At 62.2% G+C, this 25,058-nt stretch carries 21 protein-coding genes; 15 read left to right on the top strand and 6 right to left on the bottom strand.

Annotated features, from left to right (window positions below; translation table 11 throughout):
• Nucleotides 1-113: 113 nt before the first annotated feature.
• Nucleotides 114-1,022 (bottom strand): LysR substrate-binding domain-containing protein, encoded by a 909-nt coding sequence (locus G6P99_RS13900; RefSeq protein WP_029078356.1) that lies wholly within the window; start codon nucleotides 1,020-1,022, stop codon nucleotides 114-116.
• Nucleotides 1,023-1,451: 429 nt separating this feature from the next.
• On the opposite strand from G6P99_RS13900, the gene G6P99_RS13895 reads away from it, so the two are divergent.
• Nucleotides 1,452-2,915: a catalase gene (locus G6P99_RS13895; RefSeq protein ID WP_165128520.1), complete on the top strand. Its 1,464-nt coding sequence runs from the start codon at nucleotides 1,452-1,454 to the stop codon at nucleotides 2,913-2,915.
• A gap of 126 nt (nucleotides 2,916-3,041) precedes the next feature.
• Nucleotides 3,042-4,301: a 5-aminolevulinate synthase gene (gene hemA, locus G6P99_RS13890; protein WP_165128518.1), complete on the top strand. Its 1,260-nt coding sequence runs from the start codon at nucleotides 3,042-3,044 to the stop codon at nucleotides 4,299-4,301.
• 239 nt (nucleotides 4,302-4,540) lie between these two features.
• Here the strand turns inward: hemA and cydB are convergent, their stop codons facing one another.
• The 3 genes from cydB to fdhD all read right to left on the bottom strand — a co-directional run bounded on the left by cydB (nucleotide 4,541) and on the right by fdhD (nucleotide 7,916).
• The gene (gene cydB, locus G6P99_RS13885; protein WP_029078358.1) at nucleotides 4,541-5,530 is read right to left on the bottom strand and encodes a cytochrome d ubiquinol oxidase subunit II; all 990 of its coding nucleotides are present in this window, start codon (nucleotides 5,528-5,530) and stop codon (nucleotides 4,541-4,543) included.
• A gap of 2 nt (nucleotides 5,531-5,532) precedes the next feature.
• Nucleotides 5,533-6,936, bottom strand: coding sequence for a cytochrome ubiquinol oxidase subunit I (locus tag G6P99_RS13880; protein ID WP_165128516.1), 1,404 nt, complete (start codon nucleotides 6,934-6,936; stop codon nucleotides 5,533-5,535).
• Nucleotides 6,937-7,088: 152 nt separating this feature from the next.
• Entirely contained in the window at nucleotides 7,089-7,916 is an 828-nt protein-coding gene (gene fdhD, locus G6P99_RS13875) for a formate dehydrogenase accessory sulfurtransferase FdhD (protein ID WP_165128514.1), read from the bottom strand.
• 276 nt (nucleotides 7,917-8,192) lie between these two features.
• On the opposite strand from fdhD, the gene G6P99_RS13870 reads away from it, so the two are divergent.
• Together G6P99_RS13870 and G6P99_RS13865 are read left to right on the top strand one after the other, a co-directional pair.
• Nucleotides 8,193-8,642 (top strand): DUF2231 domain-containing protein, encoded by a 450-nt coding sequence (locus tag G6P99_RS13870; protein ID WP_029078361.1) that lies wholly within the window; start codon nucleotides 8,193-8,195, stop codon nucleotides 8,640-8,642.
• Nucleotides 8,639-9,988, top strand: coding sequence for a PQQ-dependent sugar dehydrogenase (locus G6P99_RS13865; protein WP_051345987.1), 1,350 nt, complete (start codon nucleotides 8,639-8,641; stop codon nucleotides 9,986-9,988). Before G6P99_RS13870 ends, G6P99_RS13865 begins: the two co-directional genes overlap by 4 nt.
• Before the next feature lie 169 nt (nucleotides 9,989-10,157).
• Here the strand turns inward: G6P99_RS13865 and G6P99_RS13860 are convergent, their stop codons facing one another.
• Nucleotides 10,158-11,525, bottom strand: coding sequence for a sensor histidine kinase (locus G6P99_RS13860; RefSeq protein WP_035976058.1), 1,368 nt, complete (start codon nucleotides 11,523-11,525; stop codon nucleotides 10,158-10,160).
• 60 nt (nucleotides 11,526-11,585) lie between these two features.
• A complete protein-coding gene (locus tag G6P99_RS13855; protein ID WP_029078363.1) occupies nucleotides 11,586-12,266 on the bottom strand; it encodes a response regulator transcription factor in 681 nt (226 codons plus the stop codon).
• A gap of 398 nt (nucleotides 12,267-12,664) precedes the next feature.
• On the opposite strand from G6P99_RS13855, the gene G6P99_RS13850 reads away from it, so the two are divergent.
• From G6P99_RS13850 to G6P99_RS13800, 11 genes are all read left to right on the top strand, one after another.
• A complete protein-coding gene (locus G6P99_RS13850; protein WP_084518264.1) occupies nucleotides 12,665-13,597 on the top strand; it encodes an NAD(P)-dependent oxidoreductase in 933 nt (310 codons plus the stop codon).
• Nucleotides 13,598-14,252: 655 nt separating this feature from the next.
• The gene (locus tag G6P99_RS13845; protein WP_029078365.1) at nucleotides 14,253-14,498 is read left to right on the top strand and encodes a hypothetical protein; all 246 of its coding nucleotides are present in this window, start codon (nucleotides 14,253-14,255) and stop codon (nucleotides 14,496-14,498) included.
• Nucleotides 14,499-14,820: 322 nt separating this feature from the next.
• Nucleotides 14,821-15,267: a hypothetical protein gene (locus tag G6P99_RS13840; protein WP_165128512.1), complete on the top strand. Its 447-nt coding sequence runs from the start codon at nucleotides 14,821-14,823 to the stop codon at nucleotides 15,265-15,267.
• 255 nt (nucleotides 15,268-15,522) lie between these two features.
• Entirely contained in the window at nucleotides 15,523-16,545 is a 1,023-nt protein-coding gene (locus tag G6P99_RS13835) for an aldo/keto reductase (RefSeq protein WP_305852398.1), read from the top strand.
• Nucleotides 16,545-16,949: a cupin domain-containing protein gene (locus tag G6P99_RS13830; protein WP_051345988.1), complete on the top strand. Its 405-nt coding sequence runs from the start codon at nucleotides 16,545-16,547 to the stop codon at nucleotides 16,947-16,949. The genes G6P99_RS13835 and G6P99_RS13830 overlap by 1 nt, the downstream gene beginning before the upstream one ends.
• A 113-nt stretch (nucleotides 16,950-17,062) precedes the next feature.
• On the top strand, nucleotides 17,063-17,278 hold the full coding sequence (locus tag G6P99_RS13825; protein WP_156928359.1) for a hypothetical protein: 216 nt from the start codon (nucleotides 17,063-17,065) through the stop codon (nucleotides 17,276-17,278).
• A gap of 119 nt (nucleotides 17,279-17,397) precedes the next feature.
• Nucleotides 17,398-18,186 (top strand): hypothetical protein, encoded by a 789-nt coding sequence (locus G6P99_RS13820; RefSeq protein WP_156928360.1) that lies wholly within the window; start codon nucleotides 17,398-17,400, stop codon nucleotides 18,184-18,186.
• A 70-nt stretch (nucleotides 18,187-18,256) separates the two neighbouring features.
• Nucleotides 18,257-19,438: an efflux RND transporter periplasmic adaptor subunit gene (locus G6P99_RS13815; protein WP_165128510.1), complete on the top strand. Its 1,182-nt coding sequence runs from the start codon at nucleotides 18,257-18,259 to the stop codon at nucleotides 19,436-19,438.
• Nucleotides 19,435-22,548: an efflux RND transporter permease subunit gene (locus G6P99_RS13810; RefSeq protein ID WP_035976060.1), complete on the top strand. Its 3,114-nt coding sequence runs from the start codon at nucleotides 19,435-19,437 to the stop codon at nucleotides 22,546-22,548. The genes G6P99_RS13815 and G6P99_RS13810 overlap by 4 nt, the downstream gene beginning before the upstream one ends.
• 151 nt (nucleotides 22,549-22,699) lie before the next feature.
• Nucleotides 22,700-23,134, top strand: coding sequence for a hypothetical protein (locus G6P99_RS13805; RefSeq protein WP_165128508.1), 435 nt, complete (start codon nucleotides 22,700-22,702; stop codon nucleotides 23,132-23,134).
• A 673-nt stretch (nucleotides 23,135-23,807) separates the two neighbouring features.
• The gene (locus tag G6P99_RS13800; RefSeq protein ID WP_029078372.1) at nucleotides 23,808-25,046 is read left to right on the top strand and encodes a molybdopterin-dependent oxidoreductase; all 1,239 of its coding nucleotides are present in this window, start codon (nucleotides 23,808-23,810) and stop codon (nucleotides 25,044-25,046) included.
• Nucleotides 25,047-25,058 lie beyond the last annotated feature (12 nt).

The raw sequence follows: 25,058 nt of genomic DNA, 5'->3' as shown, positions 1-25,058 counted from the left end.
AACGATCGCAGCCGAGCATGCCGGAAGCCATTGATCATTCCATCTCGATCAATGGCTTCCCGGACATTCAGCGGTCATCCGGAGTGCTCACAGGGCACGACGAGGCGACCGCGTCAAATCGGCTCGACGCCGACGTCGAACGAATTCGCAATCTGCTTCAACTTCGCCGCGAGCGTCGAAAACTCCGTTGCGCGCGGATCGCTTCTGCGCCAGGCGAGCCCTACCTTTCGGGAATAGGTCGAGCCCTGCAGCCGCGAATAAACCACCGCATCACGCTCAGACACGGCAAGCGCCGGCACGAGCGTGCAACCCTCGCCGGCGGCGACCATGTATTTCAGGGTTTCCAGGCTGGTTCCCAGGCGATTGCTCCGTCGCGAGGTCGAGCAACCGGCGAGCGCCTGCTCACGCAAGCAATGCCCCTCCTCCAGAAGCAGCCGTTCATCCACATCCAGTCCGTCCCAGGTCGGCCCGCCCCTCCGCGAGGCGGGATGTCCTTTCGGGCAAGCCAGCAGGAAGGGTTCTGAAAAGATGGCAGCCGTCGCCAACGCGGGATCTGTCTGCGGCAGCGAGAGAAGCACGGCATCGATCTCGCCGCCGATCAGCTTCGGCACGAGATCGTCGGTCAGGCCTTCGCTGAGAACGAGGGAGACCTCGGAATATTTCTTGCGAAGTCCCGGCAGGATTCTTGGAAAAAGATATGGCCCGAGGGTCGAGATGGCGGCGAGCCGCAGCATGCCGCCGAGCGGCTTATCCGACCGTTGGGCGATCGCGAACAGAAGCCGCGCCTCCGCCAGCACGTGGCGCGCCTGCTCGATAAAGGACCTTCCCTCCGCGGTCACGATCACGCGCCGCGTGGTGCGCTCGAAGATAGCGATGCCGAGCCAGGTTTCGAGCTTGCGGACCTGCGCGGACAGCGAGGGCTGCGCAACGCTACAGTGCTCCGCGGCGCGCACGAAACTGCCCTGGTCGGCGATGGCGACGACATATTCGAGATCACGCAGCGACAGGCCACTCAGGTTCATCGCACCCGGCTCCAATAGATAACACCTATGGGAACATGGTGACGAGACCAACGTCTATCAATCTGCGTTCGGGATCGATTGGCGAGCCCATTTCAGTCGGGTCGACGGCCTGCCACGCTGCGAAGCAGGCCTCGCCCGCATGGTTCACCCGGCGCGCGCGAACCGCCCGCCCGAAGCGTCCCTTGACGCGCTCTCGACGTCTCAAACGGACACGCCATGGCCGGGATCGACGGACCTTTGGCCAGAAACGGCTGACTTCGCTCGTTGTAGCCGAACGGCATGAATTTTAGCTTCCGTATCGAAAGCACGGCCCGGAGAGACCACCCCGATTATGAGGCATTGCCTCTCAATCCGATAAGACCATTGTCATTCTCCTATTGATTGGAGAGTGACAAGGTTGCTCACAACACCAATGCAGGAGACCCCCCAATGAACGACAAGACTCAAAGACCGTTTCTGACCCACGCATCGGGCGCCCCGGTCACGGATAACGTCAACATCCAGACCGCCGGACGCCGCGGACCGGCATTGCTGCAGGATGTCTGGTTGATCGAGAAGCTCGCGCATTTCGACCGGGAGGTGATCCCGGAGCGCCGCATGCACGCTAAGGGCTCGGGTGCTCACGGCACCTTCACGGTCACCCACGACATCACCCGCTACACCAAGGCCAAGATCTTCTCGGAAATCGGCAAGCAGACGCCGATGTTCGCGCGGTTCTCGACCGTCGCCGGCGAGCGCGGTGCGGCGGACGCCGAACGCGACATCCGCGGGTTCTCGCTCAAATTCTACACCGAGGAAGGCAACTGGGACATGGTCGGCAACAACACGCCGGTCTTCTTCTTCCGCGATCCGCTGCGCTTTCCCGATCTGAACCACGCGATCAAGCGCGATCCTTATACGGGCATGCGGAGTGCCGACAACAACTGGGATTTCTGGACGCTGCTTCCCGAGGCGCTGCACCAGGTCACCATCGTGATGAGCGAGCGCGGTATCCCCAAGAGCTATCGCCACATGCACGGCTTCGGCAGCCACACCTACAGCTTCCTCAATGCCAGCAATGAGCGGGTATGGGTGAAGTTTCACTTCCGCACCCAGCAGGGCATCCAGAACCTGACCGACGCCGAGGCCGAGGCCCTGGTCGGCAAGGATCGCGAAAGCCACCAGCGCGACCTGTTCGGCAGCATCGAGCGAGGCGAGTTTCCGCGCTGGACGCTGTTCATCCAGGTGATGACGGACGAGCAGGCGACGAAGTTTCCGTTCAATCCGTTCGACCTCACCAAGGTCTGGCCGAAGGCCGAGTTTCCGCTGATCGAGGTCGGCTATTTCGAGCTCAATCGGAATCCGGAGAACGTCTTTGCCGAGGTCGAGCAGGCCGCGTTCTCGCCCGCCAATATCGTGCCGGGCATCGGCTATTCGCCGGACAAGATGCTGCAGGCGCGGTTGTTCTCCTATGGTGACGCGCAGCGCTACCGGCTCGGCGTCAACCACCACCACATTCCGGTCAATTCGCCGAAGTGCCCGTTCCATAGCTATCACCGCGACGGTGCGATGCGGACCGACGGCAATCTCGGCCGCACGCCGACCTACTGGCCGAACAGCCGCGGCGAATGGACGGACCGGCCCCAGTTGAACGAGCCGCCGCTGGAGATCACGGGCGCGGCCGCGCATTGGGATCACCGTGTCGACGAGGATCACTGGCAGCAAGCCGGCGACCTGTTCCGGAACATGATCGCGGCGCAGAAGCAGACGCTGTTCGAGAACACGGCGCGCCAGGTTGGCCAGGCCGCAAGGCACATCCAGGAACGGCACGTGGCGAACTGCGCCAAGGCGGATCCGGCCTATGGCAAGGGCGTTGCGGATGCGCTGGTCAGGCTCGCGCAGGACAAGCGCTAGTCATCGCCGGGCGTCAACCCGCCACTGAAACGGGCCGCCCGCGCCAACCGGTGCGGGCGGAAGCAGGCAACGCGGGCCGCCCCAGGTGGGGCCCACCAATGGGATGCTCTCGCGAGGAACTCGATCATGTTCGACTATGTCGGCAATTTTGAACAGGCCATCGGCGCTCTCAAGCGCGAACAGCGATACCGCGTATTCGCCGATCTGGAACGCAAGGCGGGGCAGTTTCCCCACGCCGTCTGGAACGGTCCGGACGGCAAGAGAGATGTCGTCGTCTGGTGTTCGAACGACTACCTCGGCATGGGTCAGCATCCCAACGTCATCGACGCGATGTGCAGCACCGCACGCCGCATGGGAGCGGGCGCCGGCGGCACGCGCAACATCTCGGGCACGAATCGCGCACTCGTCGAACTGGAGGCCGAGATCGCGGACTTGCACGGCAAGCAGGCCGCGCTCGTCTTCACGTCGGGCTATGTCTCGAACCAGACCGGCATCGCGACAATTGCCCGGCTTCTTCCCGACTGCCTGATCCTGTCCGACGCGCTCAACCACAATTCCATGATCGAGGGCGTCCGTTCGTCCGGCTGCACCAAGCAGGTCTGGCGGCACAACGACCTCGAACACCTGGAACATCTGCTGTCGCGCGCACCGCACGACCGCCCGAAACTGATCGTCTTCGAAAGCGTCTACTCCATGGACGGCGACGTCGCGCCGATCAAGGAGATCTGCGACCTCGCGGATCGCTATGGAGCGATGACCTATCTCGATGAAGTGCACGCGGTCGGGATGTACGGCCCACGCGGAGGCGGCATCGCCGAGCGGGATGGCGTCATGGACCGAGTTGATATCATCGAAGGAACGCTTGCCAAGGCGTTCGGTACGCTGGGCGGCTACATTGCAGGGCGGAGCGCGGTCATTGACGCGGTGCGATCCCATGCGCCGGGATTCATCTTCACGACTGCTCTCCCGCCGGCGATTGCCGCGGCGGCCAAGGCGTCGATAGCCCACCTCAAGGCTTCCCACCGCGAGCGCGCCGGGCAGCAGCGGTCCGTCGCAGCGACCAAGTCCGCCTTGCGCAAGGCCGGCCTGCCGGTCATGCCGACCGAGACACATATCGTCCCCGTCATGGTCGGAGATCCCGAGCTGTGCCGGTGGGCGAGCGACCTGCTGCTGCACAGATGCGGGATCTACATTCAGCCGATCAACTACCCGACGGTGCCCCGGGGGACCGAACGTCTCCGCATTACGCCGACTCCGGCACATGACGACCGGCTGGTCGAGCAACTGACCGACGCCCTGATCTGGGTCTGGCGGGAGCTCGACCTTCCTTTGGCGAGACGCAATCGGCACACGAAGCCGCTGCGACTGGCTCTCGCCGCAAGCTGACAACGGCCCAAGCACGCCATCACCCAATAGCGACACCGCCGTCACACGGGCGTGGTCGCGTGGAATGGCCTGCGTAGCTTCGGCGCGGCGCTCGCTCGAGGATACCGACAGGCCGCCGCGGCGTGTGGTGTCGATCGTCCGGTTCACCAATCCCGATGTGAAGCGTTGCGTCCTCCGAGACGAATTAGCACCGCGCTCGAGCGAAATGCCGCGAACGTTTCGCGGACAATCTTGCCGGTTCAGTGGTGACCGGGCTTCGTTCCCACCTTGCCTCCGAACACGCGATATCCCATGGCTGCGTAGAGCAGCATCAGCGGAAAAACGAACAGACCTTCGCCCCAGAACATGAAGGCAAGACTGGCGTGAGGCGCGGCCGCCTCGTCAATCGTAATGGCAAACGGGATCATATAGGGCCAGAACGACAGCGCCAGGGTCCCAAAGGAGGCGCTGAAGATGACGGCGACGGCGAAGAACGGCCAGCGATCATTGTGATGCAGGATGCTGCTTGCCAGCACGACCGCGGCCGCAGCCCCGATCGCCGGAAACACGAAGAGATAGGGTCGGTCGAGCCAGCGATGCATGATCGGAAGGTTCTCGATCAACGCGTGCACAAAGACAATGATCAGAAACGCCAGGACGGCGGTCGCCAGCACGGGAATCTGGCGGCGCGCCGCGTCACGGACTTCGGAATGGCACTTCTGGACCAGCCAGGAAGCGCCCAGCAGGGCATAGCCAAGACACAGCCCGACGCCGCACAGGACGGAAAACGGACTGAGCCATCCGAATATGCCGCCGGTATAGACCCCGTCGGTGAACTTCAATCCCTGCACGAGGGCGCCGACCGTGACGCCCTGCATGAAGCTCGCGGCCAGTGACCCGCCGACGAAGCTCAGGTCCCAGATCCAGCGAAACCGCGATGTCGCCCTGTGACGAAACTCGAACGCGACGCCGCGCAGAATCAGTCCAAGCAGCATGACCACGACGGGCAGATAGAAAGCCGACAACAGCGTGGCGTAGACGAGTGGAAACGCGCCCCACAGGATCACGCCGGCGACGACCAGCCAGGTTTCATTGCCATCCCAGACCGGCGCGACGGTGTTCAGCATAGTGTCCCGGTCCGCCTCGCTGCGGGTGAGACCGAACAGCATGCCGACACCGAGGTCAAAGCCGTCGAGCAGCAGATAGATGAGGATGCTGACGGCGAGAAGTGCAACCCAGAACAAGACCATCTCTATTCTCCTGCGGTCGCCGGTTCGACGAGTTCGGGTTCGGCCAGCGACAACGGACGATTTGGCGAGGCACCATGCGGCGGCTCGACCGCGAGTCGCGTCGGCCCGGCGCGCAGCAACCGGTAGATGTAGAAAGTGCCGAACGAAAAGATGAAGAGATAGACTGCGCCGAACAGCACGAGCGAGGTCATCGCCGCCGGCGCCGTCAGGAACGGCGTCACGGCATCCGCCGTGCGCAGTAGTCCGTAGATCACCCAGGGCTGCCGTCCCACCTCGGCGACATACCAGCCGGTGAGGATTGCGACGAACGGAAGCGGGAAGCAGAGAAAGATCGTCCAAAGCATCAAGCGGTTCCGCCGTAGGCGACGCCTGATGCTGAGGTAAGACCCGAGCCAGGCGACCGCGAGCATGATCAGCCCGCAGCCGACCATGATGCGGAATGTGAGAAACGGTATCAGCACCGGAGGACGATCCTGCGGCGGGAAATCGTCCAGTCCGACCTCCTTCGAGGACAGGCTCATGCTGCCGATAACGCTTCCGAGGATCGGCACCTTGACTTCGTACTTGTTGCTTCCGGACGCCGCATCGGGCAGGCCGATCAGCACCTCGCTCGCCGGTTGCTCATCGTGCCAGCGGCCTTCGATGGCCGCGAACTTTGCCGGCTGATAGTCGTGAACGTAATCGCCGACCAGATGACCGAACAGCAGCTGGACCGGGAGCAGCAGCGCTGCGAGGAAGAGACCCATTCGCAGCATCACCCTCGACTCCGCGTAGCAATCACCGCGGAGCACGTACCAGGCGCCGGTGGCGGCAACGCAGAACGCGCCGGTGAGATACGCCGCCAGCAACATGTGCGGAAAGCGCGACCAGACGACCGAATTGAAGATGATCCTGGTCCAGTCGTCCGGGACAAAGTAGCCGTTCTGGAGCAGATAGCCTACCGGCACCTGCATCCAGCTGTTGTTGACCATGATCCAGAAGGCGGACAGTGTCGTCCCGAGCGACACCATTGCGGTCGAGAACAGATAGAACCACGGCCGCACCCGCTTGCGACCGAAGATAAGGACTCCGAAGAAGCTGGCCTCCAGCATGAAGGCCGTGAAAGTCTCGTAGGAGAGCAGCGGTCCCTGGATCGGGCCGGACATCTTCGCAAGCACGCTCCAGTTCGTCCCGAACTGGAATCCCATGACGACCCCCGAGACGACACCCATTCCGAAGGCAACGCCAAAGATCTTGAGCCAGAATTCGAACAGCGACTGATAGACCGGACGGCCAGTCCGCAGGTGCATGGCCTCGAGCACGGTGAGCCAGGCCGCAAGGCCGATCGTGAAGGCCGGGAAGATGATGTGGAACGAGATGGTGAAGCCGAACTGTATCCGGGAGAGTAGCAGCGCCGTGGCGTCCATCTGATCTGTCCTTCACCTGACCGGCGGTATGTTTCCGCCTGGTTGCAGGTAGGCGGCCTTTCAAACGAGCCATTTCCGGAGCGAATGACTCTTGCGGATTTGCACGTGCGCAGCATCGCCTTGATGCGGCCGCGCGTGACCGCGCGCAGCGTTCAGGCTGCGACGGTGCGAGACTCCGAGAAGTCGATGCGATCGGGGTGGGTAAAGATCTCGTAGCCGTCCGCACGGGCAACCGCAATCAGGCAAATCCCGGCCTGATCCGCCGTCTCGATCGCAAGCGAAGTAGGCGCCGACACCGCGACGAGGACAGGCGCGCCGATCCGCGCGGTCTTCTGCACCATCTCCACCGACACCCGGCTGGTCAGGAGAACGGCTCCGTCGGCTCGCGCGATGTTCTGGCGCATGAGCGCGCCGGCGAGCTTGTCGAGTGCGTTGTGACGCCCGACATCTTCCCGCACCAGGCCGACGCCGCCGTGCGGTCGCCAGAACGCCGCTGCGTGAACGGCCTGTGTCTTCTGATTCAGCTGCTGCAACGGCGCGAGCGCCCCCATGGCTTGCAGGAGGTCGCGTGCATGAAATGTCGCCTGGCTCGATACGCTCGGCGGCGCCTGGCTGGCCTGCTCCAGACTCTCGATCCCGCACAATCCGCAACCGACCGGACCGACCATCGCGCGGCGACGCGCCCTGAGCTCATCGGAACGGTCGCGGTCCAGCCAGATTCGAACCTCGACCCCGAGGTCGCTCTCGATGAACTCGATGCTCGCGATCTCATCGGCGCGCTCGATGATCCCTTCAGTCAGGGCAAAGCCGAAGCCAAAATCTTCCAGATCGGCCGGCGTCGCCATCATCACGGCGTGGGTCGATCCGCCAAAGGTGAGCGCGATCGCCTTCTCCTCGGCAACGAGCCGCGATGACAGCGTGGGGTTTCCGCCCCGCCAGATGAGCTTGGCCCGTTGCTTGAGCGAACGATCGACGATCATTGCTGTCCTTCCGGCTTCCGTTGCTGGGCAGACTGCCCCGATCATCGACAAGTTATTTCACATCACGCCTGGCGATTTCCTGTTTGCACGATTGCGAATCCGCCGTTCCCGGATCGTGTCAGGTCGCGCGGCTGCGATGCGTGCGTGCGAATTCGAAAGATGATCCGCCCGAGGTGACGATACTTCCAGGACAGGCGCCTTCGTTTGGGCATGCGGGCCATAGAGCTGCTTCCTCCGGCGCAAGAGCGCGAACCTGAACCAACGGAGCAAACAACCGTGACCGAACTGACAAGCACCGCCGATGCCGGCCAGCGACGGGCAAAGCCCGACAGACAACCGATTCACCAGATACTGGTGCCCTTTCCAGTCGCCTACTTCGCCGCAGCGTTCGTCGCCGACCTGGCCTACTGGCGAACCGCCGAGGTGACGTGGGAACGCTTTTCCATCTGGCTGATCGCCGGGGGACTGGTCATGGCCGCGCTGGTCGCGCTCGTTGCCGTGATCGATCTCTTCCGTGGCCAGAGACCGGCATGGGCCCGTGCACTGGCCTACGCATCCGCGGTCGTACTGTCTGTTCTCAATGTCCTCGTTCACAGCCGCGACGGCTACACCGCGGTCGTCCCCGCGGGGCTGATACTTTCGGGCGTGACCCTGGCCCTTCTGCTGTCGACGGTCTCGCCGCGCTGGACGTTGACCAATCGCCGTCACCCGGGAGCAAAAGCATGACCGAATTCAAGAAGAGCTTGCCGCGCGTCGCCGCCGTGATGGTCGCGGTCGCCGGATTGGGACTTGCGGGCTGCGATGATACGGGCGGCGATCCGAAGCAGCAGATCGGCGCCAACCCGGCGTTGCCACCGCTGCATCAGTACCTGGTGCCTCCGATCCGAATCGCAACACCCGTGGGCTGGGGATCCGAGATGCCCAAGGTGCCGCAGGGATTGCAGGTCCACGCCCTCGCCACCGGGCTGCAGCACCCGCGATCGCTCTACGTGTTGCCGAATGGCGACGTGCTGGTGGTCGAAAGCAACGGTCCGAAGGCGCCGGTTTTCCGTCCCAAGGACCTGATCACCGGTGTCGTACAGTTGTTTGCCGGCGCCAAGGCGAAAGATGCCAATCGCATCACGCTGCTCCGCGATACCAATGGCGACGGCATCCCTGACACGCGCACCGTGTTCCTCGATCATCTCAACTCGCCGTTCGGCGTGGCCCTGGTCGGTCACGATCTCTACGTCGCGAACACCGATGCAATCATGCGTTATCCGTATCAGGACGGCCAGACCAGCATCACCGACAAGGGCACCAAGCTGACCGATCTTCCGGGCGGCCCGATCGATCACCACTGGACCAAGAGCCTACTGGCGAGCCCGGACGGATCCAAGCTCTACGTCGGCGTCGGATCGAACAGCAACGTCGGCGAAAACGGCCTCCAGGCCGAATATGAGCGCGCCGCGATCTGGGAAGTTGATCGCGCCACCGGTGCTCACCGCATTTACGCCAGCGGCGTGCGCAACCCGACCGGGCTGCAATGGGAACCCACGACCGGCAAGCTGTGGGCGATTGCCAACGAACGCGACGAGATCGGACCAGACCTCGTGCCGGACTATCTCACCTCCGTGCAGGACGGAGGCTTTTACGGCTGGCCGTACAGCTACTATGGCCGGCATCTCGATCCGCGCGTTCAACCACAGCGGCCCGATCTGGTCGAGAAGGCGATTGTGCCCGACTACGCGCTCAGTTCGCACGTGGCACCTCTCGGATTGGCGATGTCGTCCGGGCACAATCTGCCTGCGAACTATCAGGCCGGCGCTTTCGTCGGAGAACATGGCAGCTGGGACCGCACGCCGCTCAACGGCTACAAGGTGGTTTTCGTGCCCTTCAAGGATAGCAAGCCCTCCGGCCCGGCGCAGGACGTCGTCACCGGTTTCCTTGACGCGAACAATCACACTCACGGCAGACCGGTTGGCCTGGCAGTGGACCGCTCCGGCGCGTTGCTCGTCGCTGATGACGTCGGCAATGCCGTGTGGCGCGTCTCATCCGCGGAGAAGCCGGCTGCGGCCAAGCCCGCCTCCTGACCGACAGGGCTGGAAGGTCGGCGTCGCCAACGGGGCGACGCCGGCCTCCTGGCGCAGGCGGTTGCGGGGACCAGGGCGTTTTCAAGCGAAGTGGACGCCGGTTCGCGTGAAGAAGCGCGACAAAACAAAGAGCTGGAGCTTCGGTTCTGATTCAATCAGAACCGAAGCTCTAGTTGTCGTCCTTGTCAGGGCAGACGAGCTCAATGCGGCCCCCGGGACCGGGGTGGATCGTCAGCCGAAAACCGTGCAGCTTGACGATTGCAGACACAAGGCTCAGTCCGAGACCAACGCCGGCCGTGTTGCGGATCTTGTCTGACCGGTAGAACCGACGCAGCACGGCTTCCCGCTCATGCTCGCTGATACCCGGTCCCGTGTCGGTCACACAAACAATCGTTCTGTTCTGGTCCCGCAACAGTTCAAGGCTCACCTTGCCACCGGATGGTGTGAACTTGATTGCGTTGTCGACCAGATTTGCGATGGCCTCAAACAACAGATCCCGATCGCCCCAGACGTGCAGATTGCGGTCGATATCGGCACCAAGATTGATACCCTTGTCCTCGGCAATCGGCTCGTAGACGTCGCACACCTCGCGCAAGATTTCATGAAGGGCAACGTTGCCGAAGCCCGCCGAACGGCGGCTGTTTTCGATTTCCGTCAATCGCAACAGCGCAGTGATGATCGCGAGCGACTGATCGATGCCTCCGATCGCCTTGTCCGCGACCTCCTGAAGTTGTTCCAGCGAGGTGGCGTGGGTGCGGCCCCGTTCCAACGTCAGCCGGGCGCGCGTCAGGGGAGTTCGCAGGTCATGGGCAATGTCATTGCCGACGCCGGCGAGCGCGTTGATCATCGCTTCCATTTCATCGAGCATCCCGTTCACGATCGCAGCCAGCCTCGAGAACGGCTCGTTGATGTTACGATGCGGCAGACGCTCTCGCAGGTCGCCGGCAATGATCCGCCGCACCCGCTGATTGACTTCTTCCACCCGTCGTTGAGCGCGCAGGCTCAACCAGGCTCCCGCTATCAGACTGAGGCAGAAGGCCGGCAGAAGGCCGAGCGCAAGCGCCTGCCCGACAACGCTCGATATCTCATGCGTCTCGTCGACGTTCCGCCCGATAACAAGCACATCGCCGCCTTCCAGACGCCTGCCGACCGCCCGAATCAGCGCATCACCACCTGCAGCTTGACCAACTCGCACCGCTCGTAGGGGCTGCACCGATCCATCAGCCTTGAAACCTTGCGGAAGACCTTCGAGATTGCCGGCCAGCCGGTCGCCTGCGGAATCAAACAAGCCGACGAACTGGACGCTCCGGGAGTCTTGCCCAAGGTGATCAGAGATCGCGTCCGCGCGGCGGCCGCTTGGAAGGGTCGCCATGAAATCGAGCTGCATGCTGATCATGCGATCGGATCTGGCAATCAGATAGCCGTCGATCTTCAAAAAGATAAAGCCAAAGAGCACGACCACGAATACCGCAAAGACTGCGGCTACCGCCGAAGCCAAGCGAAACGTGTTCGAACGTATGAACTGCAGCTGCTGCATCGATCTCGCCGGTCGGTGTTCGTACCCATCCGATCGTCAGGCTGGGGCGCCGGTGACGTCCTATTGGTGTGCCCGCAGAATGAACCCCGAGCCCCGGACGTTGTGAATCATCTGTGGCTCTCCCGCCCCGTCGACCTTGTGCCGTAGGCGGCCCATATGCACGTCGACGAGGTTGGTCGTCGCCGGGACGAACTTGTAATTCCAGACCTCCTCGAGCAGCATCGCCCGCGTCAGCAATTGACCGCTTCGCCGCATCATGTACTCAAGGAGCCGGAATTCACGCGGCAGGAGTTCAATGTCGCGCTCGCCGCGCCGCGCCGTCCGCTCGATCAGATCGAGCTCGAGAGGACCGACCCGCAACGTCGTCTCGCGGCTATCCGTCGGACGACGAAGCAGGGCTTCTATTCTTGCAATCAGTTCGACAACGGCAAAGGGCTTCGTGAGGTAGTCGTCCCCGCCGCTTCGCAGGCCCCGCACCCGGTCGTCGACCGCCCCGAGCGCACTCAGCACCAGCACCGGCGTGCCGACCTGGTCCTTCCGCAACGCCTCAATGACGGAGAGCCCGTCCATGCCAGGAAGCATTCGATCGACGACCAGGACATCAGGATGGGCTGTGCGGGCCTTGTCCAGACCGTCGATCCCGTTCGCCGCCCATTCGACCTCGAAGCCAAGCTCGCTGAGTTCGGCCACGATCTCCTCGGCCGTTCCGCTGTCGTCCTCGATCAGAAGAACCTTCGTCATCGCCTCGATCTCAGATATTCCAAAGCGCCCGGCCAACCGGCAGGAAATCATATGCTCGCTCGCTGGCAAAGTCATAGGTTGCCGCCAAGATGGTTAGAATGAGCCGGATCGCGCCACCCCGTTCACCTGCGCGAAAGTAGTGCGATCCACTTTCGGGTGTACTCCGCCTTGGCAAAGCACGGCGGGGCACCTTTTAGAGACATAGCCCCCCTTGCCAGGCCCAGCCATTAAATTGCAATTCAGAGAGCAGGCCGATCCGGCGCCAGGCGTCGCCCAGTCGGGACCTTGCGGCGTCCGCTCGGGCATCGGCGACCTTCCCGACACTGAACTCGATTTTAGACGACATCTTTCCGTTGGCCGCCTACCGTTCATCGGCAAGCGATCAAGGGAGAGCCGCCATGTTGGACGATGTTGACGAACGGGACGGCAAACACAATCCGCACGTGGATTGGCTGAGGCCCAGCAAGATCGGATTTGTCGGGCTCGGCCTGATGGGCTCGGCGATGGCCGCCAATCTGGCGGCCGACGGTCAGAACGTCTGTGCGTATGTGCGTCGGCCGGAACGTGTCGGGGATCTGCGGGCACTGGCAGTGGCTGCAACCACGAGCCTGTCGGACTTGTTCGACAGCGACATCATCATCACCATGTTGCCGGATGACGCCGCGGTGCGAGACGTCTTCTTTGGATCATCCGGGATTGCGAACTGCCTGCAGCCTGGCGCGATCCATCTGTCGATGAGCACCATCAGCACCTCAGCGTCCACTGAGTTTCTGCATGCGCATGAACGTCGCGGCCAAGGCTATGTTGCCGCACCCGTGTTCGGCAACCCGGATGCCGCCAAAGCCCGGCAGTTGTCGGTCATTGTCGCGGGTAGTCAAGCTTCCTGCGACCGTTGCCGGTCGGTGACGGACGCGCTGGGCCGGACCATCGTCATCGGAACCGACCCTGCGCAGGCCAATCTGATCAAGCTGCTCGGCAACATGATGACGGCAACGGCTCTCGAAGTGCTCGGGGAGATCGTGACCGTGCTGCGCAAGCGTGAACAGGACCCTCAGCAATTCGTGGACATCATGACGGGTACGATGTTCGACAGCCGCGTCCACAAGAATTACGGCAACAGGCTCATCGCCGGCAGCTACAAGGCCGGGTTGGCTCTGCCCCTCGCACTTAAGGACGTGCGCCTTGCGTTGGCCGAAGCCGAGCTTGCCGGCGCTCCGATGCCGTCTGTTGGGGTGGTACGTGACCGCCTGATTACTGGAATCGCGCGCGGTCACGGTACGCTTGACTGGACTGCACTCGGCCTCGTCGCTTCGGAGGAAGCCGGGCTCTGATCCGCTGAAGCTTCCAAGACGCTCTCGAGCGTTGCCTCCCCTGGGTTCAGTTCTGTAGCGCACTGCTACGCCGAAGGCACTTCATCCCAAGATCATGTCGGCAAACGGATCGTAATTTGGATCCCGCGCCGGCGATGCCTTTTGCACGGCAGCAGTCCTGTTTCGATGAATGCGGACATGAGACCGCCTGACATGATCAAGCCGCGTGACATGATCCGGCCTCGGCACGCAGCTGACGTACGAGGCAAGTGGCACACTGGTCGTCAGCAGCGCCAGCGCGACGAGAATTCTTCCATATCTCCTGACAGACATAAGACACTCCTTTGAGTACGCGCGCTGCGACTTCGAAGGACTCTGCGCGGCGCGCCTGACATCCCTCAAGTGCGGACGTATGGATGCCGATGTTGCGAATTCGCACGCCTGGCAGTCGGTGCACCGCGAAGTGATCGATGACCTCCGGCGTAATGCGCGCCACGCGAATGCGCCCAACAATCACGAGCAGGATGACTCTCGTCACGATCCGCTTCGTCTGTTCGCGGCTCACGCCGCGTTGAACTCGTGTGAGCACATCGTGTGTTTGGCTGGTCCGTCGCGATCCCACTTGCAGGTGCGGGCTGTCCATCGACCTGGCCCGCTGTTTCAACGGAGAAGCTCAATGACCAATCTCAAGATTCTGTCGGCCGGACTGATTGCGGTCGCAATGCTCGCTACGCCTGCAATGGCTCGCGAGCACGGCGCCGCCACCCGGCGGGTCGCGGTAGAGACCAATGCCGCTGCCTCGAACGCGCCGATCTATCAGGGCGAACGCGCCTGCGTTCCGGCGCCGCGTGTCGGTTCTTTTGCGACGGCGCCGTGGACCGGCGACAACGTTCCCTGCGAACCTGGCACGGGTGCGTTCTAGTCTGCCCCAACACGCGTCGCCCTGCTCTCGCACGTTGCGCGAGCGAAGCAACGCTGTTCTGAACCACGAAGCGGGCTGGACTCCGTTCCAGCCCGCTTCGTTGATCGTTTGGCCTCAGCGCTGAAGATCAACGCCTCCTCAGCATCGCGCATTCTCAACTTGCCGCGATGACGCAGCCTTCCAGCCATTGTTGAAGGCAAATTTAATGGCAGGGCCGGCGATCGTTCCTAGTTGTCTGGTCATCGAAGGGTCTGGTCGGTGACGCGGTGACGCTCCTGTCCAACGTTGACCGGCAAGACTCCAGGCACAGAGGAGTATTCTGATGAAACGAACAATGATCATCCTCGCAACGGCCGCGCTTGTCTCCGCGCTGGCTGTCGGCGCGGCCGACGCCCGGGGAGGCGGAGGCGGCGGTGGAGGTTTCGGCGGCGGCGGCGGCGGCCATATGGGCGGATTTGGCGGCGGCGGCCACATGGGCGGGTTTGGCGGCGGCGCGCACCTGGGCGGCATCGGCGGCGGCGCTCATCTCGGTGGCATGGGTGCCGGTGCGCCGATCGGCGGCATGCACGTCGGCGGTTTCGGCGGAGGCGTTCATAGCGGCGGCCTGATCCACGTCGGAGGCGATCACCCTGGCGCCGGCTTCCACGACCACGCCATGCATCACGACGGCAGATATTCGCGCGGGTACGGCGCCTATTACAGCGATCCCTCCTGCAACGACTGGTATGCGCTGCACCCCGATCAGCCGTTGCCGCTGAGCTGCAGCTAGTGCGCAAGTCGCATTCAGCCTTCGGTCCGGATCCATTCGCACAGGTCCGGACCGACGGCGTGGGCGAGCAGACGCCGCCCTCAATCCAAAGTGACCATTCTGAAGTCCAGTTTAATGGCGTCGCAATCCTGGCGGCCAAAGCGCGGGCTTCGCAAGTGACCCATTCCAACACCGTCAACGTGTTGCACGCGTTATCGACGTCCGCGCGGACGTCAGCGCCGCGAGAGCGGGTCCTAGATCAAGCAGGAACAAGCCATGACTATCGTCCAAGCACCCAACACGAATATGGAGTTCATCGACATTCCCGGCACGTCAATCCGTGCATCCCGGATCGCACTCGGAACATGGGCGATCGGTGGCTGGATGTGGGGCGGGACCGATGAAGGCGATGCGATCAGGACGATCCAGGAGGCGCTTGACCGCGGGATCAATCTCATCGACACCGCGCCGGTCTATGGGTTTGGCCGTTCCGAGGAGATTGTTGGAAAGGCCCTTGCCGGCGGGCGCCGCCAGAACGCCATCATAGCCACGAAGGTTGGCCTCGATTGGAAGAACGACAAACCGTTCCGCAACGCCGGCAAGGCGCGCATCATCGAGGAAGTCGAGAATTCGCTGCGCCGACTTCGAACCGACGTCGTCGATCTCTATCAGGTGCACTGGCCTGATCCGCATACACCCATTGCGGAAACCGCCGAAGCAATCAGCGCGTTGCACCGCGATGGCAAGATTCGCGCCGTCGGCGTCAGCAACTTCAGTCCGTCGCAGATGGACGAATTCCGCAAGGTCGCGCCGCTGCATACGGCTCAACCGCCCTACAATCTGTTCGAACGGTCGATCGAGCAGGACGTCCTGCCCTATTGCCGGGAGGAGAAGATCGCCCTCCTCGCCTACGGCTCGCTATGCCGCGGCCTGCTGTCCGGCACGATGTCATCACCGAGCGCTTTCACCGGCGACGACCTTCGCAAGAGCGACCCCAAGTTTCGATCGCCGCGCTATGAGCAGTACCTGGACGCGGTGAGGCGCCTTGACCAGTTCGCGCGAGATCGTTTCAACAGGCGAGTGCTTCATCTGGCTGTGCGCTGGGTGCTCGATCGTGGCGAGTTGAACATTGCGTTGTGGGGCGCTCGACGCGCGGAACAGCTCTCACCGATTGCCGACGCGCTCGGCTGGCGGATCGACGAGGCCGCGATGGTCGAGATCGACCGGATTCTTCAGGTGACAATCAAGGATCCTGTCGGACCCGAATTCATGGCACCTCCCGCTCGCGAGGCTGCATGATGGCCACCCGACCCATGATCCATGTCGTCACCCGGAACCGCTTCGACCTGGCGACGGCCCAAACATCCGGCGCCCAGCGTTATGCTGCGATTGGACCGTCGCTGGGCATCGCTTCGAGCATCTGGGGCGGACTCTTCGAAGTCGAGCCCGGCGCACGAACCGGGATCCATCACCACGGCGAACAGGACACCATCGCGTTCGTGCTGTCAGGATGGTGCGAAGTCCGCTGGGGCGAAAAGGGCGAGTTCTCCGCGCACGCCAAGGCCGGCGACTTCATTCACATTCCAGCCTTCGTTCCGCACATGGAGTTCAATCCATCACGGCTCGAGCCTTTCCGTTGGGTCGTGGTGCGCAGCACGCCGACACCCATCGTCGTCAATCTCCCGGACGCCTTCTGGTCGTGAACCGGCAAGCAGGCCCAGGCGCGTACCGACGCGTTCAACTCCTCGCGCGCCGGCTTGCTTCCCATCATGAAGTGTCCAGATCGCTTACGAGGGGCGAACAACAGGAGCAAACCATGAGAACGATATCGACCGTCATCACATCCACTGCAATGCTTGTTGCACTTGCCGTGCCGGCTCTGGCGGAGAGCGCAACCTATATGCCCCGCGAATCCGATCGAACTGTCGTCTACACACACAACCCGTATGCCGCGCACGAATCGCAAATGCCGGCATCGGCGCCCGCGCTCAATCAGCACGCCTATCACGGCGGTCCAAAACTGAACAACTGATGCTGCCGGGCGATTGCGGCGCCCGCGCGCGATGATGTCGCAGGCAGAGCAGTGGCCTGAAGAATGGACCCGCTTCGGCGGGTCTCATTTTGTCTTCTCATATCCACCGGACGATTTTCGTGCAAACGGGCAAGGACACGCGCGCGGCAATCGATAGATTTCCACTGAGCTCCCTCATTCCAATGGAGATGCACGTGAGAAGCTGGTTGATGGCTGCGTGTCTTGCCTTCTTCGCGTCAGGAACGGCGGTTGCGCAAATGACCGGAATGGCTCTCCCGACTCCTGCGGTCGGTGCCACCTCTCCGCTCGGCAGCGTGACTGGAGCGCCGATTTCACCGGTGGGGATCGGCCTGGGCGCGACCGAACTGCCTTCGTCAGGTGTGAGCCCCGCGCCAACCGTCACCGGCAGCATTTCCGCTCCGGCGACCGGCAGCCCGTGCTCAATCCTCGGAGTCTCGCCAAGCGCAATGTATGGCTCAACGTCGACCTATGACGGCGGCGGAATTGCGATTGGCAACTCAACCGTCGCGACGGCCGCCGGCAACACAGCCATGTCGGGCGACCTCACCTCATCGACTTCGGTCATGTCGGGCCTGACACAAGGTTCGACGATGTCGACCTCGTCGGGCACGCTCGATACCGCCGGCATGTCGGGCATGTGCGGATCCGGCTCAACCAGCGTCACCGCATCGTCGGCTCCCACCGCGACGTCTCCGATAACGCCCGGCGGAAACCCGCGAACCGGGGTACCCCTGGGTTCGACGGAGATCAGCAATCTCGGCGTCAGCTCTGCCGCGGTGCTTGCCACGCCGGCCGTGCCGGTCGCGACCGCCGGCGTCGCGTTGACCGCCCCGATGGTGCCGGCGATGACCGCTCCGGCGACGACTTCGACTGTGCCGTCTCAATGACCGTCCTTCGGCACATCCACGGGATTACCAGGCAGTTGCTGAGTGCACTTTGCCGTTGGGAGCAACATCCATGAAAACGAAGATCGTCATATCCGCCGCGATACTGGTCGCTGCCATCGTGAGCGCCGCTCTGCTGCATTCTGCTGATCTCCATCCGATGCGGAAGGCCGCGGCCGCTCCCGCTCCCCCTCGCGTTCCAGTCGTCGCCGGAACGGTGACGCAGCACGACGTTCCGATCTACCTGACCGGCGTCGGCACGGTGATTGCCCACAACACGGATATTGTGCGGGCGCAGATACAGGGGCAAATCATCAGCATCAACTTTACCGAGGGCCAACAGGTCCATACCGGTGACCTGCTCGCACAAATCGATCCGCGGCCCTACCAGGCCCTGGTCGACCAATATACCGCCAATCTCGAGCGCGATCAGGCGCAGCTTGCGAACGCGCGAACTAATCAAACCCGGTACAAACAGTTGGGCGACAAGGGCTGGGCCACACCTCAACTGATCGAAACCCAGGATGCCCAGGTTGGACAGCTTCAGGCTGCGATCAAAGCCGACCAGGCCCTGATCGATGCCGCGAAAGTGCAGTTGAGCTTCACGCGCCTAACGTCACCAATCAACGGCACCGTCGGCATTCGCCAAATCGACGTCGGCAACATCATCAGCCCCTCAAGTACCAATGGCCTGTGCGTCGTGACGCAATTGAACCCGATATCGCTGATCTTCACGCTGCCCGAGACCGTGCTTCCGCAGATCCAGCAACAGCAACGAAAGACGAAAGCGCCTTTCACCGTTCTGGCCTACAATCAGGACAACACGGTCCGGCTCGGCGAGGGACAGCTTGGACTCGTCAACAACGAGATCCTGCAGACGACCGGCTCGATCCAGCTCAAAGCGAATTTCCCGAATGCCGAGCGGAGTCTCTGGCCCGGCGGGCTGGTTAATGCGCGACTGCTGCTCGACACGCGGCACAACGGCCTGACCGTTCCCGCCTCCGTCGTCCAGCAAGGACCGAACGGAGCATATGCCTATGTCGTCAATTCCGACGACACGGTCTCCATCCGTCAGATCAAGGTCGCGCAAATCAGCGACGGTCAGGCGCTGATCGACTCCGGCCTCGAAGCCAACGAGCAGGTCGTGGTCGACGGTCAGTACAAGCTGCAACCGGGAACGCATGTCGTCCTGCTGCATGGCAAGGCCGCACAGGAATCCGCAGCACAGGACGCGATGCAGGCGCCGATACCATGAATATCTCCGCCCCCTTCATCCGGCGCCCGATCGCAACCGCCCTGTTGATGGTCGGATTGCTGGCCGCAGGGCTTGTCGCCTACCCGCTGATGCCGGTGGCCGCATTGCCAAACGTCAACTATCCGACGCTGACCGTCACCGCTCAGATGCCGGGTGCCGACCCGCAGACCATGGCGTCTTCGGTTGCCTCGCCGCTCGAGCTGCAATTCGGCGAGATACCCGGGCTCACGCAGATGACGTCGGCGAGCGCGCTTGGCTACACCCAGGTCACGCTTCAGTTCGATCTGAGCCGCCAGATCGACGGTGCGGTCAGCGATACGCTTTCGGCGATCAACGCGGCGAGCCCGTATTTGCCGACCGGCATGCCCTATCCGCCGACGATCCGGAAGGTCAATCCGGCCGACACACCGATCCTTGTGCTGGGTCTCACCTCGGACAGCCTGCCGCTCACCACGGTCGATGCGTATGCCGAAAACATTCTGCTGCAGAAGATCTCGCAGATCCAGGGCGTGGGCCTCGTCGGCATCGGCGGCCAGCAAAAGGCGGCGGTTCGCATCCAGGTCGATCCGCAGGCGCTTGCCGCACGCGGAATCAATCTGGAGGACGTACGCACCGTCCTCGGCCAGGCGAACGTCGATCTCGCCAAGGGGACGCTCAACAGCCCGCGCCAGACCTACACGCTCAATACCAACGACCAGCTGTTCCAGCCCGATCAGTATGCCGATCTCGTGATCGCCTATCGCAACGGATCGCCGGTGCGCATCCGCGACATCGGGCGCGCGGTCAGCGCCGGCGAAAACGATCTGATTGCGGGCTGGTACAACAACCATCGCGCCATCATGCTTTCGGTCCAGCGTCAGCCGGGAGCCAACGTCGTCGAGACGGTTCAGCGGATCAAGTCGCTGATGCCGACGCTCCAGGCGTCGATCCCCGCCGCGATCAAGATCAACATCGTGTCGGACCGCACCCAGACGATCCGCGCTTCGGTTGCGGACGTGCAGTTCACGCTGCTGCTGACGGTCGCCCTTGTCGTGATGGTCATCTTCATCTTCCTTCGCAGCTTCTGGGCGACCATCATTCCAGCCGTCACCGTTCCGCTCTCGCTGATCGGCACTTTCGCGATCCTCTACGAAATGGGTTACAGCCTCGACAATCTGTCGCTGATGGCGCTGTCGATTGCCGTCGGATTCGTGGTCGACGACGCGGTGGTCGAGATCGAGAACATCACGCGGCACATCGAGGAGGGTTTGTCCCCCTACGACGCCGCAATGAAGGGATCCGGCGAGATCGGGTTCACCGTCATGGCGATCACGTTCTCGCTGATCGCCGTCTTCATTCCGCTCTTCCTGATGGGCGGCTATGTCGGTCTCCTGTTCCGTGAATTTGCAATCACGGTGAGCGTCGCGCTGGTGCTTTCCCTGGTGATCTCCCGAACGCTGACGCCGATGATGTGCGCCTATCTGCTCAAGCCGGAGAGCCATGAGCACGGGCGCCTGTATCGCTGGTCAGAGCGCGGTTTCGATCTACTGCTCAATGCCTATGAGGCGGGCCTGAAGGTCGTGCTGCGGCATCGCTTCATCACCTTGATCGTGATGATCGCAACCATCGCGGTGACCGGATATCTCTACGTCATCATTCCCAAGGGCTTCTTTCCTCAACAGGATACCGGCCTGATCCTGGGTCAATCGGAAGCCGCTCAGGACATTTCGTTCCAGGCGATGGCGGAGCGCCAGCAGGCCATGCTCGATACGGTCGTGCGCGATCCCGCCGTGTCCACGGTTGGCTCGGCGGTCGGCGCCGGCGGAGGCACCACCACGGTCAACGACGGCCGCGTGTTCATTCAGCTCAAGCCAGCCGACCAGCGCGATCCGATCGACAAGGTTATCGCGCGGCTGCGCGCCAGCCTCGCCAAAATCCAGGGCATCACCCTCTATATGCAGCCCGCGCAGGACATCACCATCGGCGCGCGGCTGAACAAGACGCAATTCCAGTACACCATGAACGACGCCGATCCCGGCGAACTCAACCACTGGGCAAACCTGTTCCTCGACAGGATCAAGACATTGCCCACGGTCGCTGACGTGACGACCGATCAGCTCAATTCCGGGCCACTGCTCGACATCACGATCAAGCGCGACGTCGCCTCGTCCTACGGCATTCTGCCCTATACGATCGACAACACCCTCGATGACGCCTTCGGCCAGCGCATCGTCTCGACGATGTACACGACACTGCAGCAATACCATGTCGTTCTCGAGGTCGATCCGAAGTTCCAGTATGGGCCCGAGGCGCTCAACGGCATCTATGTCAAGTCATCAAGCGGTCAGCAGGTGCCGCTCTCGACGCTGGTCGATTCAGCCGTGAAGGTGGCGCCGCTCGTCGTGAACCATCAGGGGCAATTCCCGTCTGTGACGATCTCGTTCAATCTGGCGCCCGGGGCGGCGATCGGAGAAGCCGTGAACGGCATTCAAGCCATCGCAAAGCAGCTGCATCCGCCGCTGTCGCTGCAGACGAGTTTCCAGGGCAATGCACAGGCCTTCGGTGCCTCGTTGAAGAGCACGCCCGTCCTGATCGCCGCGTCGCTGTTCGTGATCTACCTCATCCTCGGTGTGCTCTATGAGAGTCTGATCCATCCGATCACCATCATCTCGACGCTCCCGTCGGCCGGTGTCGGCGCGCTGCTGCTGTTGATGGCGGCGCATTTCGATCTGAGCGTGATTGCGGTGGTCGGAATCATCCTGCTGATCGGCATCGTCAAGAAGAACGGCATCATGCTCGTCGACTTTGCGATCCAGGCCGAGCAGCATGATGGGCTCGCACCGGAGGAGGCAATCTACCAGGCTTGCATCAAGCGCTTCCGCCCGATTCTGATGACGACGATGGCGGCGCTTCTGGGCGCCGTGCCGATGATGGTTGGCACCGGCGTCGGATCAGAGATCCGCCAGCCATTGGGTTACGCCATCGTTGGTGGTTTGGCCCTGTCGCAAGTCCTGACGCTCTACACCACGCCGATCGTCTATCTCTACCTCGATCGATTGCAGAACTGGCTGTTCGGTACGCGACGGCACCAGGCGGTGTCGCAGGATGTCTATCCGACGCCTGCGGAATAGACGCACGTGTCTCATCGGCCCGGAAACACGCTCGCCTCCCCGCTCGCTCAGGCTTCCGGTCAAGCCCCGGACCCGTCTCTGCCGGTATCGAAGTCGACCGGTCCGGCGGAGCAAATGCCCGTCTAGGCTCTGCCGCAAGGTATGGCGGATCATGCGTCGGCTGCACCCGGAGCTATTCGACAAGAAACACCCGAGCCCCTGGGACGATTTCACCCTATCACGGCTCTGCGGCGCCCGCCATGGTTCGATTGGCGTATGGATCGAGGACAAGAACTCCGGGACTATCTTGTTACAGCAGGCTATCCGCAGCCAATGGCCAGCAACCGCTATTGATTCGAAACTGACTGCCATGGGCAAGGACGAGCGAGCCCTCTCGGTTTCCGGCTACGTTTACCGGGAGAGTGTCAAATACACTGACTATGCCTTCGACAAGACTACAGTCCACAAGCGTAAATCGCGCAATCACTTTGTCGACCAGATCGAAAGCTTTCGGATCGGCGACAAGGACAGCAAGCGAGAAGACGATCTTTTGGATACGTTTTGCTATGGGATAGCAATCGGACTGGGGAACAGCGAAAGCTTCTGAAAGATTGACAAAGGCCGTGGGCAACCGGCGTGCGCGCTGCCAGCCCCATAATCTGGGCGAAGGTACGACCTGCTGGCCAGCGCCGGAGTCAACCGCCAATGTGAAAACGACCAAAGTTAGTCGTTTGGGTCTGTCGGACACCGCTCGTTCTCTTCATGCAGACGCTGACCGACGAGTTTATGCACCAATCGCATCTTGATCGGCCAGCTGTTGATTGCTTTATTCATCTCCGCGATGAGACACCGCTCGAGACTGCTCCGTCACGTTCGGCGTCCAAGGATAGTCGCAAAATGAGAACGGCTCGTCTTTCGACCGCTGCTGACACAAACCGACGATTGAAGGTTGGGCAGAGCATATCCGCTCTGCCCCCGGTACCTCAAACAACGAGTTTCCGCAGCGTCGCCGAGCACTCAAATGTGATGAGCATGGTGTTCATTTGTTCCTACTTCAGGAAATGAGGCTCTTGGCTTGCATTCCGACAAAAAGCGAGAGCCAGGATTCGAAAACAGGTCTGACATTCGAGAAAACGGTACGATCGACGGTTTTGCAGGCGGTGCGGTCACCCGGCGCGACTGCTCCTCTAACAGGATCGATCCAGGAAAGTCGGCTCTCGTCAAATCTGACGCGGCGGACCTTGTCTTGTCGTACCGCAGGTACAGGACAGACGTAGCTGATGCAGGATTATGACGTGCCACCTAAGGGACTGTCGCGACGGCGCGTGCTGGCTGGAATGGGGATCGCCAGCCTGGCACTGATGTCCTCGCGGGCATCGGCGCAAGAGACAGTCGATCTACACGTGCCGGGCGGTCCGAGTACAAGGACGATCACGACGGCTTATCCGCAAAAGGGCCGAATGATACTGCAGCGTTCGAGCCCGCCATGGCTCGAGACACCCTTTGAAGTCTTCGACAAGGGCGTGTTCACCCCAAACGACCAGCATTATGTCAGCTGGCACTGGGCGACTTTTCCCGGCGACATCGATGTGGATAGCTTTCGCCTGACGGTTCGCGGCCAGGTCAATCAGCGGCTTTCGCTGTCGCTCAAGGATGTTTTGCAGGGCTTGCCGAGATTCGAAATCGCCGCGGTCAACCAATGCGCCGGCGCTTCGCGGATTTTCGCCGAACCACGCGTTGCCGGCGCTCAATGGGCAAATGGTTCGATGAGCAACGCGATCTGGAGCGGCGTGCGTCTCAAGGACGTGCTTGACCGTGCTGGTGTGAAGTCTGGCGCCATTCAGGTCCGCTTCGGCGGCCTGGACGAACCGGTGATGCAGGACTCGCCGAAATTCCTGAAGTCGCTCACCATCGATCACGCTCGGGATGGCGAAGTGATGATCGCTTTCGCCATGAACGGCGAGCAGCTTCCATTGCTGAACGGATTTCCGCTGCGGCTCGTCGTGCCCGGCTGGTGCGGGGTCTACTGGATCAAGATGCTGAACGACATCGAAGTGCTGGATCAGCCCGACACCAATTACTGGACGGCGACGGGCTACCGCGTGCCCGATACGCCGCACAATTACGTCAAGCCTGGCGAGACCGGATTCAAGATGGTGCCGGTGACCCGCAATGTTCCGCGGTCGTTCATCACCAACATCCGTGACGGCGATAGCCTGCCGGCGGGAGCGCATGCTTCGGCGCGGGGTATCGCCTTTGGCGGCGATTGCGGCGTCGCCCGCGTCGATCTGTCGATCGATGGCGGCACGAGCTGGCAGCCGACCCAGCTCGGTGCCGAGCAGGGAAAATACGGCTTCAGGCAATGGCAGACTCAAGTTGCGCTGCCTTGGCGCGGCGCGCGCACCCTAATGGTTCGTTGCACCAACACCAAGAACGAGACGCAGCCCGATTTCAAGATCTGGAATCCGGCCGGCTACATGTACAACACTATTGAAACGACTCATGTGGTCGCGGCCTGAGAAGGAATCAGG

Origin of the sequence: Bradyrhizobium sp. 6(2017) (assembly GCF_011058295.2) — a bacterium.
In the GTDB taxonomy this organism is placed as follows: Bacteria; Pseudomonadota; Alphaproteobacteria; order Rhizobiales; family Xanthobacteraceae; genus Bradyrhizobium; species Bradyrhizobium septentrionale.
This window is presented reverse-complemented; position numbering and strand designations above follow the sequence as displayed.

Excerpts from the sequence above, each read along its gene's own strand:
- G6P99_RS13825 (WP_156928359.1), top strand. The coding sequence starts at position 17,063 with ATGAGAACGATATCGACCGTCATCACATCCACTGCAATGCTTGTTGCA.
- hemA (WP_165128518.1), top strand. The coding sequence starts at position 3,042 with ATGTTCGACTATGTCGGCAATTTTGAACAGGCCATCGGCGCTCTCAAG.
- fdhD (WP_165128514.1), bottom strand. The coding sequence starts at position 7,916 with ATGATCGTCGATCGTTCGCTCAAGCAACGGGCCAAGCTCATCTGGCGG.
- G6P99_RS13855 (WP_029078363.1), bottom strand. The coding sequence starts at position 12,266 with ATGACGAAGGTTCTTCTGATCGAGGACGACAGCGGAACGGCCGAGGAG.
- G6P99_RS13865 (WP_051345987.1), top strand. The coding sequence starts at position 8,639 with ATGACCGAATTCAAGAAGAGCTTGCCGCGCGTCGCCGCCGTGATGGTC.
- G6P99_RS13805 (WP_165128508.1), top strand. The coding sequence starts at position 22,700 with ATGCGTCGGCTGCACCCGGAGCTATTCGACAAGAAACACCCGAGCCCC.
- G6P99_RS13880 (WP_165128516.1), bottom strand. The coding sequence starts at position 6,936 with ATGGACGCCACGGCGCTGCTACTCTCCCGGATACAGTTCGGCTTCACC.
- cydB (WP_029078358.1), bottom strand. The coding sequence starts at position 5,530 with ATGGTCTTGTTCTGGGTTGCACTTCTCGCCGTCAGCATCCTCATCTAT.
- G6P99_RS13810 (WP_035976060.1), top strand. The coding sequence starts at position 19,435 with ATGAATATCTCCGCCCCCTTCATCCGGCGCCCGATCGCAACCGCCCTG.
- G6P99_RS13860 (WP_035976058.1), bottom strand. The coding sequence starts at position 11,525 with ATGCAGCAGCTGCAGTTCATACGTTCGAACACGTTTCGCTTGGCTTCG.
- G6P99_RS13830 (WP_051345988.1), top strand. The coding sequence starts at position 16,545 with ATGGCCACCCGACCCATGATCCATGTCGTCACCCGGAACCGCTTCGAC.
- G6P99_RS13900 (WP_029078356.1), bottom strand. The coding sequence starts at position 1,022 with ATGAACCTGAGTGGCCTGTCGCTGCGTGATCTCGAATATGTCGTCGCC.
- G6P99_RS13850 (WP_084518264.1), top strand. The coding sequence starts at position 12,665 with ATGTTGGACGATGTTGACGAACGGGACGGCAAACACAATCCGCACGTG.
- G6P99_RS13800 (WP_029078372.1), top strand. The coding sequence starts at position 23,808 with ATGCAGGATTATGACGTGCCACCTAAGGGACTGTCGCGACGGCGCGTG.
- G6P99_RS13895 (WP_165128520.1), top strand. The coding sequence starts at position 1,452 with ATGAACGACAAGACTCAAAGACCGTTTCTGACCCACGCATCGGGCGCC.
- G6P99_RS13835 (WP_305852398.1), top strand. The coding sequence starts at position 15,523 with ATGACTATCGTCCAAGCACCCAACACGAATATGGAGTTCATCGACATT.
- G6P99_RS13845 (WP_029078365.1), top strand. The coding sequence starts at position 14,253 with ATGACCAATCTCAAGATTCTGTCGGCCGGACTGATTGCGGTCGCAATG.
- G6P99_RS13815 (WP_165128510.1), top strand. The coding sequence starts at position 18,257 with ATGAAAACGAAGATCGTCATATCCGCCGCGATACTGGTCGCTGCCATC.
- G6P99_RS13840 (WP_165128512.1), top strand. The coding sequence starts at position 14,821 with ATGAAACGAACAATGATCATCCTCGCAACGGCCGCGCTTGTCTCCGCG.